This window comes from Streptosporangium sp. NBC_01469 (assembly GCF_036227305.1).
Taxonomy (GTDB): Bacteria; Actinomycetota; Actinomycetes; order Streptosporangiales; family Streptosporangiaceae; genus Streptosporangium.
On the sequence record NZ_CP109465.1, the window covers coordinates 3,992,910 to 4,008,516 of the forward strand.

Below are 15,607 nucleotides of genomic sequence, written 5' to 3' on the forward strand. Positions count from 1 at the left end.
CCCCCCGGTGTTCCCGGTCCCCTCGGTCCCCCCGGTGTTCCCGGTCCCCTCGGTCCCCCCGGTGTTCCCGGTATGTCCGGTGTCCCCGGCGAGGGCCGGCCCTCGCGTGGGCTCCGGTACGAGGCGTTCGGGCGGGTGATGGCCGCGCTGGCGGGCGAGTCGGAGCTCCTGGAGTCCTGCCGCGACCTGACCTGGTGGCGCGGGGCCGACCACGGCTGGCACATCGAGTGGCGCGACGGCCCCGGCGCGGCCGACATCGCCGCCGTACTGGCCAGGCAGGTCCGCGACCCCGGCTGCCCCGACGCCCTGGTCACCCGCTCGGGGCCCGCCACGGCCGGTGACGCCACCCTGGACGTCATGGGCGTTCCGTTCGTCCTGCGCGCCGTCGACCCCGTGCACCGCGAGCGCTTCCGGGGCAGGGCCGGCCTGCGCCGCCTCGGCGAGGCGCTCGACACCACCCGCAGGACCACCTCCCGCCATCCCTGGGAGGTCCTTCTCGGCGGCTGACACGCCCCGGGACGTGTTCTCTCGGGCGGTCCGCCACGGTGAACCGGTCACGGGACGTCCGGACGCCGGAGGGCCGCCGGAATGCCGGGAGAGAAAGGCGCGGGCGGTGTCGCGGAGCTCCGGCCGTCCTTCAGCGGAAGGTCATGGAAATGCCCGCGGAAAGGCTCGCGGCGACAGCGTTATCAAGCGCTCGCTTGCTTTGTGAACTTGACGTGCTCAAGGTATTACCCCAGGTCAGATACACTGGTGATAGCCACTATCGAGTGCGATCGGGGGATCAGTGGCTTTGGCAGAACGTAATTACACGCTTGACTTCGTCGCGGGAGACCGTCGGGATCGTGCCATTCTCCGGCACATGGTCCTCTCGCTCTTCGTGGGGATGCTGCTCGGAGGTGTTGGAGCGCTGCTGGCCTACGGGCCCGATTTGCTGTACGCGCTTTACAACCCGTACGCGTACCTTCTCCTCGTCGTCGTCATGGGGCGGACCGCGGCCGGCTTCGGCTGGGCGGTGCTCTCGAGCGTGCTGGCCGCGTTCGGGCCGATACTCTCGCTGCTCGTCGCCACGATCTTCGAGTCGAACGCCTGGCGCATGAGCCTCGGCGACGACGGAGCCTCGATGAACCTCATGATCGCGAATCTCGTCGCGATCGGCGTCCTCTCCTACCTCGCCAAACGCTACGACCGCTGGGGAGACGTCGCGGCCGGCGGCGCGGCCGGGCTGGCCCTGTTCGACGGGATCGACAAGGCGATGCCCGGCGGGCCCGAACACGTCTCCGGTTTCTGGCCGTGGGGCGTCACGGTGGTGGCCGCGATCACGCTGGGGATGCTGGTCTCGCTGGGACGCGGCTGCGACCGGGCCTGCTCCGCGCTGATCGCGCTGGTCCTCGGGGCCTCGTACTTCGTTTTTCTCACCGGGCTCTGAGGCGCCGGGCTCCGAGGCCTCACCGCCCGGCTCGGAAGCGGTCGACGGCAGACAATCGGCTTGCGAGACTCGATAGCCTGTAGAGCATCGAACCTCGCTAACTAGGAGTAGCCGTGCTGCTGCGCATGTCGTCGCTGTTTCTTCGAACGCTGAGGGACGACCCGGCAGATGCGGAAGTCCCGAGCCACAAGCTGCTCGTCCGCGCCGGTTACGTCCGCCGCGTCGCCCCCGGCGTCTACTCCTGGCTGCCGCTCGGCAAGGCGGTCCTGGAGAACGTCACGCGCGTCGTGCGCGAGGAGATGAACCGCATGGGCGGCCAGGAGGTGCTCTTCCCCGCCCTGCTGCCCCGCGAATACTACGAGGCGACCGGCCGCTGGACCGAGTACGGCGACACGCTTTTCCGCCTCAAGGACCGCAAGGGGGCCGACTATCTCCTCGGTCCCACCCACGAGGAGATGTTCACCGACATGGTCAAGGGGGAGTACGCCTCCTACAAGGACTATCCGGTGACCCTCTACCAGATCCAGACCAAGTACCGCGACGAGGCCCGTCCGCGGGCCGGCATCCTGCGCGGGCGCGAGTTCATCATGAAGGACTCCTACTCCTTCGACCTCGACGACGACGGCCTCAAGCGCTCCTACGAGCGCCACCGCGAGACCTACATCAAGACCTTCGACCGCCTCGGCATCGCCTACAAGATCTGCTTCGCCACGTCCGGGGCGATGGGCGGGTCGGCCTCCGAGGAGTTCCTCGCCCCCGCGGCCACCGGCGAGGACACCTTCGTGGCCTGCCACGACTGCGGCTACGCGGCCAACGCGGAGGCCGTCGTCACCACCGCGCCGGCCGCGATCACCGGTGAGCGGCCCGCCATGCGGGTGCTCGACACCCCCGACACCCCGACCATCGAGTCCCTGGTCAACCACGTCAACGAGCACCACGGCCTCGGCGTCACCGCCGCCCAGACGCTCAAGAACATCGTGGTCAAGGTGACCGTCCCCGGCTCGGGCAAGACCGAGACCCTGATCGTCGGCGTTCCCGGAGACCGCGAGGTCGACTTCAAGCGGCTGGAGGCCTCCCTGGCCCCCGGCGAGCCCGCGATCTTCGAGGCCGAGGACTTCGCCAGGCACCCCGGCCTGGTCCGCGGCTACATCGGCCCCCAGGTCCTCAAGGACCTCGGCATCCGCTACCTCGTCGACCCCCGGGTGGTCGACGGCTCCGCCTGGGTGACCGGCGCCAACGAGCCCGGCAAGCACGCCGCGGACGTCGTCGCCGGCCGTGACTTCGTCGCCGACGGCACCATCGAGGCCGCCGAGGTCCGCGCGGGCGACGCCTGCCCGGTCTGCGGCTCCGGCCTGTCCATCGACCGCGGCATCGAGATCGGCCACATCTTCCAGCTCGGCCGCAAGTACGCCGACGCCGCGAAGCTCGACGCCCTCGGCCCCGACGGCAAGCCGATCCGGGTCACCATGGGCTCCTACGGCATCGGCGTCTCCCGGGCCGTGGCGGTGCTGGCCGAGCAGACGCACGACGGGCTCGGCCTGGTCTGGCCCCGCGAGGTCGCCCCCGCCGACGTCCACGTCGTGGGCACCGGCAAGGACGGCCAGGTCGAGGCCGCCACCCGGATCGCCGAGGAGCTGGAGGGCCGCGGGCTGCGCGTCCTGGTGGACGACCGCGCCGGCGTCTCGCCGGGTGTGAAGTTCAAGGACGCCGAGCTGCTCGGCATGCCGACGATCCTGATCGTCGGACGAGGCCTCACCCAGGGCGTCGCGGAGCTGCGCGACCGCGCCACCGGTACCAAGGAGGAGATCCCGCTCGCCGAGGCCGTCGACCGCGTCGTGGCGGCCTGCCAGGGATGATCCCGGCGTGCCAAGGGGGACCCAGGGCGCCTGCCGGAGGTGATCCCGGCCCGACGGAGGAGATCCCGGGCGCCCGCCAGGGTGAGGCTGTGCCTTCGGGAATGACCTCGGCCCGCCGAAGGTGATCCGGACGCTGCCGGGGGTGATCCCGGGCCGCCGAGGGTGACCCCGCGCGGCCCGGGGACCTCGGCCCCGCCGAAGGTGATCCCCGACGCCTGCCGGGAGTGATCCCCGGCACCGGGAGAGCGAGGATCGCGCCACGACTGGACGGAACCGGGCCGGATGGACCCGGAGAGGCGCGTCACCCCGAACGCGTGAGAGCGGCGCACCCCTTCGAAGGGGTGCGCCGCTCTCCCATGTGTACGGCCCCGCGTCAGTAGTGGTGGTGACGATGCCGGGAGCTCCGGCCGATCGCCTTGCCCACGTGGAACCCGCCCGGCAGGTTGACGGTCACGTATTTGCGGCCGTCAGGAGTTCTGGTGACGTGAAATCTGCGATTGCCGAAGCTGTGGCCGACCCCTCGCGGGGACAGATCGATCCTGAAGGGACCGACTTTGATCGACTTCCTGTATCCCCAGCCCATTGCCTTCTCCCCGGACTCCCCGAAACGTCGCGTCGTGTCATGAGAACGAGCGGCGCCCGCGAACGGTTCCCGGGTAATGCCCATCAGCGACGGCTGCCGTTACCGCTGAGCGTCTTGCGCCAGTGGAAGCCACCGGGAAGGTTGACGCTCAGAGTGCGGCGCCCATCGGCCGTCTTGGTGACTCTGAAGGCGCGGTTTCCCCAGCTGTGACCCACTCCGCTCCGCGAAAGGTTAAGACGGAACGGACCGAACTTCATGGATTTCCGGTATCCCCAGCCCATTACTTCCTCCTTAGGCGTATTTCGCGAGACTCAGCTACCCGGCAGACGCGGTGCAAACATGGTCGAAAGCGGGTTTGAATCGCGGCTCGCGAATTCGGAGCCCCTCATCAGAGATCGATTTCCACGCTGACCAGTCCGATTCCCGCGCTTCCGCCGGAAGGCGGCCACCCGCGAAAACCGGCGGGAAACGTCACCGGGACGTGGCCGCGGTGGCCGGTGGCTTCGGATGGTCACCGGGACGCGGCCGCGGTGGGGGCCGGTGGTCTCGGACGATCACCGGGACGCGGTCGCGCTGAAAGGCACGTGCCTTCGGACGCTCACTGGGACGTGGTCGCCGTGGGGGTGGCAGTGGGTTCCGGCGCCGTCCGGGGCGGCATGCCGGGAAAGGCCTCGATCTCTGGACGCAGGCTGTAGGAGCGGGTGGTGCACTCCTGCATGACCAGCGCGGCCATCTCGCGCAGGGTGGTGTCCGCGGACGCCGCCAGCTCCAGGTAGGCGCCGGTCACCCCCCGCTCGACCAGCACGGCCAGCTCCACCGCCTGGGCCGGGCTGGACGGCGTGACCGGGAGCTCGTAGACCGCCTTCGGCTCGGCGGGCGTGCCGCCCGCCGCGATGACCATGGTGCGGAGCTGGTCGCGGTGGGCCCGGTGGGCGTTGTAGGCCGTCGTCATCGCCGCGCGCATCCTGCCCGTGGTCCTGGCCCCCAGGACCCCGTACGCGTACACGGCGGCGTGCTCGGCCGCCAGCGCCGTGCCGAGGCCCTGATCGGCCCTCGCGCCGGACCCAGAAGCGCCTCTCACAACGGCCTCGACAGGGCCAGGGCGTGCGCGGCCTCGCAGGCGCCGATGGACGCGAGCAGCTGGGCGAGCGGGGGCGACACCCCCGCGACCTGGCGGGTGCGCAGCGCCGCGGCCCTGCGTTCCAGGTTGCGCAGGGTCCGTACCGACGCGCCGCCCTGAGCCGCGCTCCCGGACGGAGACGGCGTGGGCGACGGCGCGGGGGTCGAGGCCGCGGACGCCGGGGCGGGCGGGAGGCGGCGGCGGAGCTCGGCCAGATGGGCCTCGTGCCGCTGCCTGAAGGGTTCGAGCCGGGGCGAGGCGGCCGAGGCGTACAGCGCGACGGTCCGCTCCTTGCCCGCGATCAGCTCACGCAGGAGCAGCGTCTCGGGGTCGGGCGGCGCGGCCACGGGCGGCGGCACCCGTTCCTCGGTGGCGCACCCCGCGACCGTCGCGGCTGCCACCCCGAGAGCGCCGCCCCGCAGCAGGGCGCGCCGGGAGACGGAACGCACGACGACCTCCGGTTCTGTGTCGGCAGCTGACGCACTTAGCATCGTACGGGCTTGGAATAATGGCACTCACCTCGCTTCTCGGGCGGCTCCGCCACACCGAGTGGCGCTGTTTCTACGCCCTGGTGTGGATAGGCTGGTTAATCGCATGGGCGAGGTCCGCCCGGCTGAGATCGTGACAATGGGAGGTCGGCATGGGCAGCGCCACATCCCGCGACCGCCTGATGGAGCTTCTGGAACCTGTCGTCGAAGCCGAAGGGCTCGACTTGGAGGACGTCACGGTCACCCCCGCGGGCAAGCGGCGGCTGCTGCGTGTCGTGGTCGACCGTGACGGCGGCGTGAGCCTCGACGACGTAGCGGAGGTCAGCCACGCCGTTTCCGCGACGCTGGACGCCGACGAGGCGATGGGGGCCACCCCGTACGTGCTGGAGGTCTCCTCTCCGGGAGTCGACCGCCCGCTCACCGAGCCGCGCCACTGGCGCCGTGCGGTGAAGAGGCTGGTCAAGGCCGACCTGCGGGACGGCACCGCCGTGGAGGGCCGGATCGTCGCCACCGACGAGACCGGCGTGGAGCTGGACGTCGACGGCGCGCCGCGCCGCATCGACTATGAGGACCTGACCCGAGGACGGGTGCAGGTGGAATTCCGCCGGCTCGACGACGCCGAAGACGACGGCGAAGACGGCGACGAGGGCTAAGGGGGAAGCCTCGTGGACATCGACATGAGCGTCCTGCGCAGCCTGGAGCGGGAGAAGGACATCTCCTTCGACCTGGTCGTCAAGGCGATCGAGGACGCGCTGCTGATCGCATATTTCCGGAGCGAGGGCGCGGCGGCCAAGGCGCGTGCCGAGCTCGACCGCAAGTCCGGGCACGTGACCATCTTCGCCGCCGAACTCGACGACGAGAGCGGGGAGGTGCTCAGGGAGTTCGACGACACCCCGGGCAACTTCAGCCGCATCGCCGCGACCACGGCCAAGCAGGTCATCCTGCAGCAGCTCCGCGACGCCGAGGACGAGATCAACTTCGGTGAGTTCGCCAGCCGCGAGGGTGAGCTGGTGGCCGGGGTCATCCAGCAGGGCAAGGACCCGAGGGTCGTCCTGGTCGACCTGGGCAAGATCGAGGCGGTGCTGCCGCACAGCGAGCAGGTCCCGGGCGAGGAGTACGTCCACGGAGACCGCATCCGCTGCTACGTGGTGCAGGTCAAGAAGGGCCACAAGGGCCCCTCGGTGACGCTGTCGCGCACCCACCCCGGCCTGGTGAAGAAGCTCTTCGCGCTGGAGGTGCCCGAGATCGCCGACGGTACGGTCGAGATCGCCGCCGTCGCCCGCGAGGCCGGTCACCGCACCAAGCTCGCGGTTCGGTCCCGGCGCCCGGGGGTGAACGCCAAGGGCGCCTGCATCGGCCCGATGGGCTCGCGGGTACGCAACGTGATGACGGAGCTGCACGGCGAGAAGATCGACATCATCGACTGGTCGGAGGATCCCGCGGATTTCGTGGGGAATGCCCTGTCTCCGGCCCGCGTTTCCCACGTAGAGGTGATCGATTTCGACGGTCGCGCCGCGCGTGTGACCGTGCCGGACTACCAGCTCTCCCTCGCCATCGGCAAGGAGGGGCAGAACGCCCGGCTGGCCGCCCGCCTCACCGGCTGGCGGATCGACATCCGTCCCGACACCCAGCCGGGGGACGCGGCCGGTTCCGCAGATGCGCCCACACGGTAAGCTGGAATATGGTGGCCAGGCTGCCCCACTGAGAACTTGTGTGGGGTGCCGGGTTCGCACGGTTTCCTCCGAGCTGCTCCGCCTGGTGGTGGTCGAGGGCGTTATCGTCCCTGACCTGCGAAGACGGCTCCATGGGCGTGGTGCTTCACTGCATCCCACCCTGAGCTGTCTCGAACTCGCAGAGCGTCGCCGAGCGTTTCCGCGTGCTTTTCGCGTCGCGGAGGCGCTCGACCTGTCGCGGCTGCGCGGCCACCTGGAAGAGCAACAGGCTGAAAGGATCGGGTGAAATGGTTACCGACTGTCATGTAGGACGCCGATTTGATGGGCTGGTCAGATAGCTATGAGCGCCTGATGAGCATGCGGCGATGAGTACGTCAACGTAACGACGGTCCGGCGGCACAGCCTCCCGGGCCGAGACAAGGGAGTGCAGTGGCGAAGGTCCGGGTATACGAGCTCGCCAAGGAGTTCGGTGTGGAGAGCAAGGTCGTTATGGCTAAGCTCCAGGAGATGGGCGAGTTCGTGCGTTCGGCGTCCTCGACTATCGAAGCACCGGTAGTCCGCAGGCTCACGGAAGCTTTGGGCGGCCCCAGTAAGGGCTCGTCCGACAGGGGCAGAGGCCCCAGGCCGCCTCAGGCGGCCCCTCGGCCGGGTGACGGCCAGCCAAACGGCGCCCCCTCGGCGTCGACATCAATCCCCAAGCCGGGACCGGCCCCCAGGCCGGGTCCTCGTCCGGGGCCCGCACCGGCTCGTCCCGCGGCCCCCGCGCCGCAGGCCCCGCCGGTCGTTCCCCCGGCTCCGCCGGTCCAGCCCCCGCAGCCGCCGCGTCAGCAGCCGCCGCAGGTGCAGGCACCGCGGTTCGAGGCGCCCCGCACCGACAGCGGTCGCCCCGCGGCCTCCGGCCCCGGTCCCAAGCCGGGTCCCAGGCCCGCGCCGCGTCCGGGTCCCGCGCAGCGCCCCGAGGCGCGTCCCGAGGGCGGTCGTCCCGCGGGCGGTCCGGGTGGAGCGCCTTCGGGCCCCAGGCCCGGAGCCGGTGCCCCCGGTGCCGGTGCGCCCAAGCCCGGTCCGCGTCCGGGCCCGCGTGGCCCGCGCCCCGGCAACAACCCGTTCTCGTCGAACGCCAGCGGCATGGGCCAGGCCCGTCCGCCGCGCGCCGGCGGCCCCGGTGGTCCCGGTGGCCCCGGCCGTGAGGGCGGTCCCGGCGACAGGGGTCCGCGTCCCGGTGGTCCCCGCGAGGACCGCGGTCCTCGTCAGGACCGCGACAACGCCGGTCCCCGTCCGCCCGGCGCCCGTTCGGGCCCGCCCGGATCCGGTGGCCCGCGTCCGGGTCCCGGTGCCGGTGGTCCGCGTCCCGGTGGCGGCGCCGGTGGTCCCGGTGGCCCGCGTCCCGGTGGTCCGCGTCCCAGCCCGATGATGATGCCCCAGGGCCGGCCCGCCGGTCCCGGTGGCGGCGGTGGCGGCGCAGGCCGTCCCGGTGGCGGTGCGGGTGCCGGTCGTCCCGGCGGCGGTGGCGGCGCGGGCCGTCCCGGCGGTGGCGGCGGTCGTCCCGGTGGCGGCGGCGGTTTCGCCGGTCGCCCGGGTGGCGGTGGCGGCGCAGGCCGTCCCGGCACCGGAACCGGTGGTCCCGGTGGCGGTGGCGGCGGTTTCGCCGGTCGTCCCGGTGGCGGTGGCCGTGGTCGCGGTGGAGGCACCGCGGGCGCGTTCGGCCGTCCCGGAGGACGCCCGACCCGCGGTCGCAAGTCCAAGCGTCAGCGGCGTCAAGAGTTCGACAACATGCAGGCCCCGGCGATCGGCGGCGTGCAGGCTCCCCGCGGCAACGGGCAGACGATCCGCCTGTCGCGCGGCGCCTCCCTGTCGGACTTCGCCGACAAGATCGGCGCGATCCCGGCGTCCCTGGTGCAGATCATGCTGCACCTGGGCGAGATGGTGACCGCCACGCAGTCGGTCAACGAGGAGACGCTCCAGCTTCTGGCCGCCGAGCTCGACTACAACCTGCTTGTGGTCAGCCCGGAGGAGGAGGACCGCGAGCTCCTGGAGACCTTCGACATCGAGTTCGGCGAGGACGAGGGCGACGAGTCCGACCTGGTCGCGCGCCCGCCGGTGGTGACCGTCATGGGTCACGTCGACCACGGTAAGACCAAGCTGCTCGACGCCGTCCGCAACACCAACGAGGTGGCGCGGGAGGCCGGTGGCATCACCCAGCACATCGGTGCCTACCAGGTCGCCACCGTGCACGAGGGCGAAGACCGGAAGATCACCTTCATCGACACCCCGGGCCACGAGGCGTTCACCGCCATGCGTGCCCGAGGCGCCAAGGTGACCGACATCGCCGTCCTGGTCGTCGCGGCCGACGACGGCGTGAAGCCGCAGACCGTCGAGGCGCTCAACCACGCCCAGGCGGCCGACGTGCCGATCGTCGTCGCGGTCAACAAGGTCGACAAGGAGGGTGCGGACCCGGGCAAGGTGCGGGCCCAGCTCACCGAGTACGGTCTGGTCGCCGAGGAGTACGGCGGCAGCACGATGTTCGTCGACATCTCCGCCAAGAACGGGACCGGCATCGAGCAGCTGCTCGAGGCCATCCTGCTCACCGCGGACGCCGAGCTCGACCTGCGGGCCAACGCCACGATGGACGCCCAGGGCGTCGCCATCGAGGCGCACCTCGACAAGGGCCGCGGCCCGGTCGCGACCGTGCTGGTCCAGCGCGGCACGCTTCACGTCGGCGACTCGATCGTCTGTGGCGAGGCCTTCGGCCGCGTCCGGGCGATGCTCGACGACAAGGGCGAGGCGATTCAGGAGGCCGACCCGTCCCGTCCGGTGATGGTCCTCGGTCTGACCGCGACGCCGGGAGCCGGTGACAACTTCATCGTCGTCACCGACGACCGGATGGCGCGCCAGATCGCCCAGCAGCGCGCCGCGCGCAAGCGCATCGCGGACATGGCCAAGTCCGGCCGTCGCCGTACCCTCGAAGAGCTCTTCAGCGAGATGGAGAAGGGCCAGGTCGACGAGCTCAAGCTCATCATCAAGGGCGACGTCTCCGGTTCCGTCGAGGCTCTGGAGGACGCGCTGCTCAAGATCGACGTCGGCGAGGAGGTGCGCCTGCGGGTGCTCCACCGCGCCGTCGGTGCGATCACCGAGTACGACGTCAACCTGGCGGTCGCCGACGACAACGCCGTCATCATCGGCTTCAACGTGCGTCCCGAGGTCAGGGCGCGCGACCTGGCCGAGCGCGAGGGCGTCGACATCCGCTACTACTCGGTCATCTACCAGGCGATCGAGGAGATCGAGGCGGCCCTCAAGGGCATGCTCAAGCCGGAGTTCGAAGAGGTCCAGATGGGCACCGCCGAAGTCCGCGAGGTCTTCAAGGTGCCGAAGATCGGCAACATCGCCGGTGCTCTGGTCCGCTCGGGCACGATCGTCCGCAACAGCAAGGCCCGGATTATCCGCGGCGGGGTCGTCATCTCCGACAACCTCACCGTCTCCTCGCTGCGCCGTTTCAAGGACGACGCGACCGAGGTCCGCGATGGGTTCGAGTGCGGTATCGGTGTCGGCTACAGCGACATCAAGATCGATGACGTCATCGAGACCTTCGAGATGCGGGAGAAGCCGCGAGCCTGATGCCTCGACAGGCAGAGGAACCGTTCCACCGGCCGCGCCCCTCGGGTGCGCGGCCGGCGGGCGGGGCCCGAGCCCGTGGCACGGTGATCATCGTGGCGAGTGACCCACTATGTATGTAGGTGCCCTGACATTGGACATCCTGCTCGGCGACGTCCACTCGCTGAAGCAGAAGCGCTCGGTGGTGCGTCCCATCGTCGCCGAGGTACAGCGACGGTTCCCGGGTGTGGCCGTCGCGGAGACCGGCCACCTTGATCTGCACCGCCGTACCGAGATCGGGATCGCGGTCGTCTCCTCCACCGCCGCCAACTGCGGCGCGGTGCTGGACGACTGCGAGCGACTGATCGCCTTCCACCCGGAGATCGAGCTGCTGTCCGCCAGACATCGGCTCTACAACGAGGACGAAGACTAGATACGGAGACGGCCGGTCGCGGATCCCCTACCGCCACCGGCCATCCCCGTGAGAAGGGGGGAGCTATGGACGCCGCACGCGCGCGCAAGATCGCCGACCGGATCCAGCAGATCGTGGCGGAGATGCTGGAGCGCCGGATCAAGGACCCCAGGCTGGGGTTCGTGACCGTGACGGACACGCGCATCACCAACGACCTGGGCGAGGCCACGGTGTTCTACACCGTGTTCGGCTCCGAGGCCGAGCGGGCCGACTCCGCCGTGGCACTGGAGAGCGCCAAGGGGCTCATCCGCTCGGAGGTGGGCCGTCAGACGGGCCTGCGCCACACGCCGACGCTGACGTTCACCCACGACCCGCTCCCCGACACCGCTCGTCACCTGGAGGACCTGCTCGCCGAGGCGAAGGCCAGGGACGTGGAGATCGCCAAGCGGGCCGAGGGGGCCTCGCACGCCGGGGACGCCGACCCCTACCGCAAACCCGAGGACAGGGACGACGAATCCGGGGACGAAGAAGACGAATCCTCGGAACGCGCGGGACACTCCGCGACGTGACGCCCGCCCTGCGTGACGACGACTCGACGGGCCCGGTGTCCGGTCAAGACTGGGCCCGGGCCGTCGAGCTCATCTCCGACGCGGACGAGATCGCGCTGGCCTGTCACGTCTCGCCCGACGGCGACGCGCTCGGTTCCATGCTGGCAGTCGGGCTCGCACTGCGCGCGGCGGGCAAGCGGGTCACCGCCTCCTTCGGCGACCGGCGCTTCACGGTGCCCAGGCTGCTGCGTTTCCTCCCCGGGCAGGAGCTGCTGGCCGACCCCGCGCACTACCCCGCCGCGCCCGAGGTGATGGTCACCTTCGACGTTCCCACCGTCGGGCGTCTCGGTGTGCTGACCGGCAACACGGTCAAGGCGAACGAGCTGGTCGTGCTGGACCACCACCCCTCCAACACCGGGTTCGGCACCCTCAACCTGGTCGATCCCGGCGCCGCGGCCACCGCCGTGCTCGCCGAGGAGCTGATCCACCGGCTCGGCCTGCCGGTCGACAGGGACATCGCGACCTGCCTGTACGTCGGGCTCGTTACCGACACCGGCTCCTTCAGGCACTCCTCCACCACCCCCGAGGCGCACGCCATGGCCGCCCGGCTGCTGGCCACCGGGCTCGATCCCGAGAAGATCGCCCGAGAGCTGTGGGATCGTTCCCCGTTCGGCTACCTGAAGGTACTCGGCGTCGTGCTCGGCAGGGTGCGGCTGGAGGCCGAGGTGGGCGGCGGCCTGGTCTGGACGTTTGTCACCCGCGCCGACCGCGCCGCGTACGGGCTGCCGTACGACGAGGTCGAGGGGATCATCGACGTGATCCGGCGCACCGACGAGGCGGATGTCGCCACGATCCTCAAGGAGGACGACGACGGCGTCTGGCAGGTCTCCATGCGCTCCAAGGGCGGGGTGGACGTCTCGCGCGTCAGCGCCGCGCTGGGGGGCGGCGGCCACGCCAAGGCGGCGGGTTTCACCTCCCACCAGCCCGTCGAGGAGACGATCGCGAGTCTCCGGGCACTGCTGTAAAACCTTCCCGGCACGCCTGTAAGGACCAAAATGAGTACGGCTCGCGCCAAGCGCACCCCGCCGCCGAGCGGGCTGATCATCGTTGACAAGCCCGCGGAGTGGACCTCGCACGACGTCGTGGCCAAGCTCCGCGGCATCGCGGGCACCCGGAAGGTCGGCCACGCGGGCACCCTGGACCCGATGGCCACCGGTGTGCTGGTGGTCGGCGTCGAGAAGGCCACCCGCCTGCTCGGCCACCTCGCGCTCACCGAGAAGGGCTACGACGCCACGATCCGCCTCGGCCAGACCACCAACACCGACGACGCCGAGGGCGAGATCATCGCCACGGCCTCGGCGGCACAGGTCGCCGAGGAGGACGTCAGGAAGGGCGTCGCCACGCTGACCGGTCCGATCATGCAGACCCCGCCGCAGGTCAGTGCCATCAAGGTGAACGGCGAGCGGGCCTACAAGCGGGCCAGGGCGGGCGAGGAGGTCGAGCTCAAACCTCGCCCGGTGACCGTGTCCGGCTTCGAGATCACCGCCGTACGCCGGCACGGTGACCTCGTCGACGTCGACGCCTCGGTGTCCTGTTCCAGCGGCACCTACATCCGCGCGCTCGCCCGCGACCTGGGCGCCGACCTGGGGGTCGGCGGGCACCTGACCGCCCTGCGCCGTACCCGGGTGGGTCCCTACGACCTGTCGGCGGCCCATACCCTGGAGCGGCTCGCCGCCGAGTGCGTGATCCTGCCGATGGCCGACGCGGTCGCGGCGGCCTTCCCCCGCCGGGACGTGACCGCCGAGGAGGCGGCCTCCGTGGCGCACGGCGGGCGGCTGCCCGCGCTGGGCCTGGGGAGCGGGCCGATCGGGGTGTTCGGCCCCGACGGCACCCTGGTGGCGCTGGTGGAGGAGCAGGGCCAGATCGCCAGGTCCCTGGCGGTCTTCGTCCCCTGACGGCCCGTCCGTCGATCGCCCCGCTCAGTTCCCGCGAGGGCGTCCGGGGGTCCTCCGGGGCCCTTGGGCTCCTCCGGAGACCTTTCCAGGTCAGGGACGCGCCACGGACAAGGGGCTCCCCGATTGGGGAGAAGGGCCGGGAGCATGGCAGGCTTTAGGGGTTCATCCGCTACGAGGGAAGAGGCTGCGGTGCGAGGCTGGCACGGATTGGACGACGTGCCCGGAGACTGGGGCAGGTCCGTCGTCACGATCGGCGTCTTCGACGGCGTTCACCGCGGGCACCAGCAGATGGTGGCCCGTGCCGTCGCGATGGCCGCGCGTCTCGGGGTGTCCTCGGTGGTGGTGACCTTCGACCCGCATCCGGAGGAGGTGGTGCGGCCGGGCACGCACCCTCCGAGGCTGACGACGGCCAGGCACCGCACCGAGCTCCTCGCGGGGCTGGGCGTCGACGCGGTGTGCGTCCTGCCGTTCACGCTGGAGTTCTCCCGGATGAGCCCGGACGAGTTCGTGCAGACCGTGCTCGTCGACCGGCTGCACGCCGCCGGGGTCGTGGTGGGGGAGAACTTCCGCTTCGGCCACAAGGCCTCCGGTGACGTGGAGACGCTGCGCACTCTCGGGGAGAAGTACGACTTCGTGGCCGAGGCGGTCCCGCTGGTCAGCGACGGGGAGACGATCTCCTCCACCCTGATCCGCGAGCAGATCGCCTCCGGCGACATGGAGGCGGTCAGGCAGACGCTCGGCCGCCCGCACCGGGTCGAGGGCGTGGTCGTCCGCGGTTACCAGCGCGGCCGGCAGCTCGGGTTCCCGACGGCCAACCTGGAGTCGCCGGAGTTCACCGCCATCCCCGCCGACGGCGTCTACGCCGGCTGGCTGCAGGGTGTCGAGACCGGCAACCTGCCCGCGGTCTACGGCGGCGAGCGCTGGCCCGCGGCGATCTCCGTGGGCACCAACCCGACCTTCGAGGGCGTGCCCCGCACCGTCGAGGCGTACGCCCTCGACCGCGACGACCTCGACCTCTACGGCGCGCACGTGGCCGTCGACTTCGGGCCGAGGCTGCGCGGCAACACCAGGTTCGACTCGATCGAGGCGCTCGTCGCGCAGATCCACGCCGACGTGGACGAGGTGCGGCGCCTGACGAGCTGACCTTCTCCCGCGCGGTCCCACCCGGCCCTCGTGTCCCACGGTCCTCGCGCCAGGTGGCCCTCGGGTCCCGGAACCCCGGTCCCGCCGGGGTTTGCGGGCGGGGCTCGCCGGGCTCTCGTAGGATGTGCGGGGCCGCTGAAGCCGGTGGTAACCTGGCATGTCAGCTCTGTAACCGGTGTCTTACGATCCCGGTGCTGATCTCGCCACGGCGACTGTAGGCACGCACGGTCGTTCGGGGAGCCGGAATTGCGCGTGCCCGCAGAGGTTCAAGGAGAAAAGTGTCGCTCGACACCGCAGCAAAGAAGCAGATCATCGGTGACTACGCCAAGGGTGAGACCGACACCGGTTCCCCCGAGGTGCAGATCGCGCTGCTGAGCAAGCGCATCAGCGAGCTCACCGAGCACCTGAAGGTGCACAAGCACGACCACCACAGCCGTCGTGGCCTGCTGCTGCTCGTCGGCCGCCGTCGCCGGCTGCTGAAGTACCTGCAGAGCAAGGACATCGCGCGCTACCGCTCGCTCATCGAGCGGCTCGGCCTGCGCCGATAGTGTCATGAGGGAGTGGCGTTCGCGCCGCTCCCTCATCTCATATGGGGTGGTGTCGGCGCGTCGCGCCACGAAGACGCCGCTCCGGTGAGCAAACTGAATAGCCGAGACAGTGCCCCGCGTCCGCAAGCAAGCGCGCCCCACGGCGTCGGAGGGCCGGTCCTCGGTAGTGGCCCCCGGTCATCATGGCACAAGCCATACGGAACCGGGCGCTTCGATCGAAGACCGGCGCTGCACCTACGGGGAGCCGGCAAAACGACGAACCAG

17 protein-coding genes are annotated in these 15,607 nt (G+C 70.8%); 13 read left to right on the plus strand and 4 right to left on the minus strand.

The window, feature by feature from the left end; all coding sequences use genetic code 11:
• The first annotated feature begins 72 nt into the window (after positions 1 to 72).
• From OG587_RS17950 to OG587_RS17960, 3 genes are all read left to right on the plus strand, one after another.
• Complete coding sequence (locus tag OG587_RS17950; RefSeq protein ID WP_329091717.1) at positions 73 to 507, plus strand: hypothetical protein; 435 nt, start codon at positions 73 to 75, stop codon at positions 505 to 507.
• Positions 508 to 862: 355 nt separating this feature from the next.
• Positions 863 to 1,429 (plus strand): hypothetical protein, encoded by a 567-nt coding sequence (locus tag OG587_RS17955; RefSeq protein WP_329091719.1) that lies wholly within the window; start codon positions 863 to 865, stop codon positions 1,427 to 1,429.
• A gap of 113 nt (positions 1,430 to 1,542) precedes the next feature.
• Positions 1,543 to 3,285 (plus strand): proline--tRNA ligase, encoded by a 1,743-nt coding sequence (locus tag OG587_RS17960; RefSeq protein ID WP_329091721.1) that lies wholly within the window; start codon positions 1,543 to 1,545, stop codon positions 3,283 to 3,285.
• A gap of 373 nt (positions 3,286 to 3,658) precedes the next feature.
• Here OG587_RS17960 and OG587_RS17965 read toward each other — a convergent pair whose 3' ends face one another.
• From OG587_RS17965 to OG587_RS17980, 4 genes are all read right to left on the minus strand, one after another.
• The gene (locus OG587_RS17965; RefSeq protein WP_329091722.1) at positions 3,659 to 3,868 is read right to left on the minus strand and encodes a DUF4236 domain-containing protein; all 210 of its coding nucleotides are present in this window, start codon (positions 3,866 to 3,868) and stop codon (positions 3,659 to 3,661) included.
• An 83-nt stretch (positions 3,869 to 3,951) separates the two neighbouring features.
• Positions 3,952 to 4,149, minus strand: coding sequence for a DUF4236 domain-containing protein (locus OG587_RS17970; RefSeq protein ID WP_329091724.1), 198 nt, complete (start codon positions 4,147 to 4,149; stop codon positions 3,952 to 3,954).
• Between the two features lie 317 nt (positions 4,150 to 4,466).
• On the minus strand, positions 4,467 to 4,949 hold the full coding sequence (locus OG587_RS17975; RefSeq protein ID WP_329091726.1) for a ferritin-like domain-containing protein: 483 nt from the start codon (positions 4,947 to 4,949) through the stop codon (positions 4,467 to 4,469).
• On the minus strand, positions 4,946 to 5,437 hold the full coding sequence (locus tag OG587_RS17980; RefSeq protein WP_329091728.1) for a hypothetical protein: 492 nt from the start codon (positions 5,435 to 5,437) through the stop codon (positions 4,946 to 4,948). The genes OG587_RS17975 and OG587_RS17980 overlap by 4 nt, the downstream gene beginning before the upstream one ends.
• Positions 5,438 to 5,628: 191 nt before the next feature.
• Here OG587_RS17980 and rimP point away from each other — a divergent pair, with 191 nt between their 5' ends.
• The 10 genes from rimP (at position 5,629) to rpsO (ending at position 15,343) form a co-directional block, all read left to right on the plus strand.
• Positions 5,629 to 6,129, plus strand: a complete 501-nt coding sequence (rimP, locus tag OG587_RS17985) for a ribosome maturation factor RimP (RefSeq protein WP_329091730.1) — start codon at positions 5,629 to 5,631, stop codon at positions 6,127 to 6,129.
• A 12-nt stretch (positions 6,130 to 6,141) separates the two neighbouring features.
• A complete protein-coding gene (gene nusA, locus OG587_RS17990; RefSeq protein ID WP_329091732.1) occupies positions 6,142 to 7,149 on the plus strand; it encodes a transcription termination factor NusA in 1,008 nt (335 codons plus the stop codon).
• A complete protein-coding gene (locus OG587_RS17995; RefSeq protein WP_329091734.1) occupies positions 7,133 to 7,435 on the plus strand; it encodes a YlxR family protein in 303 nt (100 codons plus the stop codon). The genes nusA and OG587_RS17995 overlap by 17 nt, the downstream gene beginning before the upstream one ends.
• A 143-nt stretch (positions 7,436 to 7,578) precedes the next feature.
• A complete protein-coding gene (gene infB / locus OG587_RS18000) occupies positions 7,579 to 10,761 on the plus strand; it encodes a translation initiation factor IF-2 (protein ID WP_329091736.1) in 3,183 nt (1,060 codons plus the stop codon).
• Between the two features lie 109 nt (positions 10,762 to 10,870).
• Complete coding sequence (locus OG587_RS18005) at positions 10,871 to 11,170, plus strand: DUF503 domain-containing protein (RefSeq protein ID WP_329091737.1); 300 nt, start codon at positions 10,871 to 10,873, stop codon at positions 11,168 to 11,170.
• A gap of 65 nt (positions 11,171 to 11,235) precedes the next feature.
• Positions 11,236 to 11,718 (plus strand): 30S ribosome-binding factor RbfA, encoded by a 483-nt coding sequence (rbfA, locus tag OG587_RS18010; protein WP_329091739.1) that lies wholly within the window; start codon positions 11,236 to 11,238, stop codon positions 11,716 to 11,718.
• On the plus strand, positions 11,715 to 12,722 hold the full coding sequence (locus OG587_RS18015) for a DHH family phosphoesterase (protein WP_329091741.1): 1,008 nt from the start codon (positions 11,715 to 11,717) through the stop codon (positions 12,720 to 12,722). Before rbfA ends, OG587_RS18015 begins: the two co-directional genes overlap by 4 nt.
• A gap of 30 nt (positions 12,723 to 12,752) precedes the next feature.
• On the plus strand, positions 12,753 to 13,652 hold the full coding sequence (gene truB / locus OG587_RS18020) for a tRNA pseudouridine(55) synthase TruB (RefSeq protein ID WP_329091743.1): 900 nt from the start codon (positions 12,753 to 12,755) through the stop codon (positions 13,650 to 13,652).
• Between the two features lie 189 nt (positions 13,653 to 13,841).
• Entirely contained in the window at positions 13,842 to 14,795 is a 954-nt protein-coding gene (locus OG587_RS18025) for a bifunctional riboflavin kinase/FAD synthetase (RefSeq protein WP_329091745.1), read from the plus strand.
• Positions 14,796 to 15,073: 278 nt separating this feature from the next.
• A complete protein-coding gene (gene rpsO, locus OG587_RS18030) occupies positions 15,074 to 15,343 on the plus strand; it encodes a 30S ribosomal protein S15 (RefSeq protein ID WP_030904195.1) in 270 nt (89 codons plus the stop codon).
• Positions 15,344 to 15,607 lie beyond the last annotated feature (264 nt).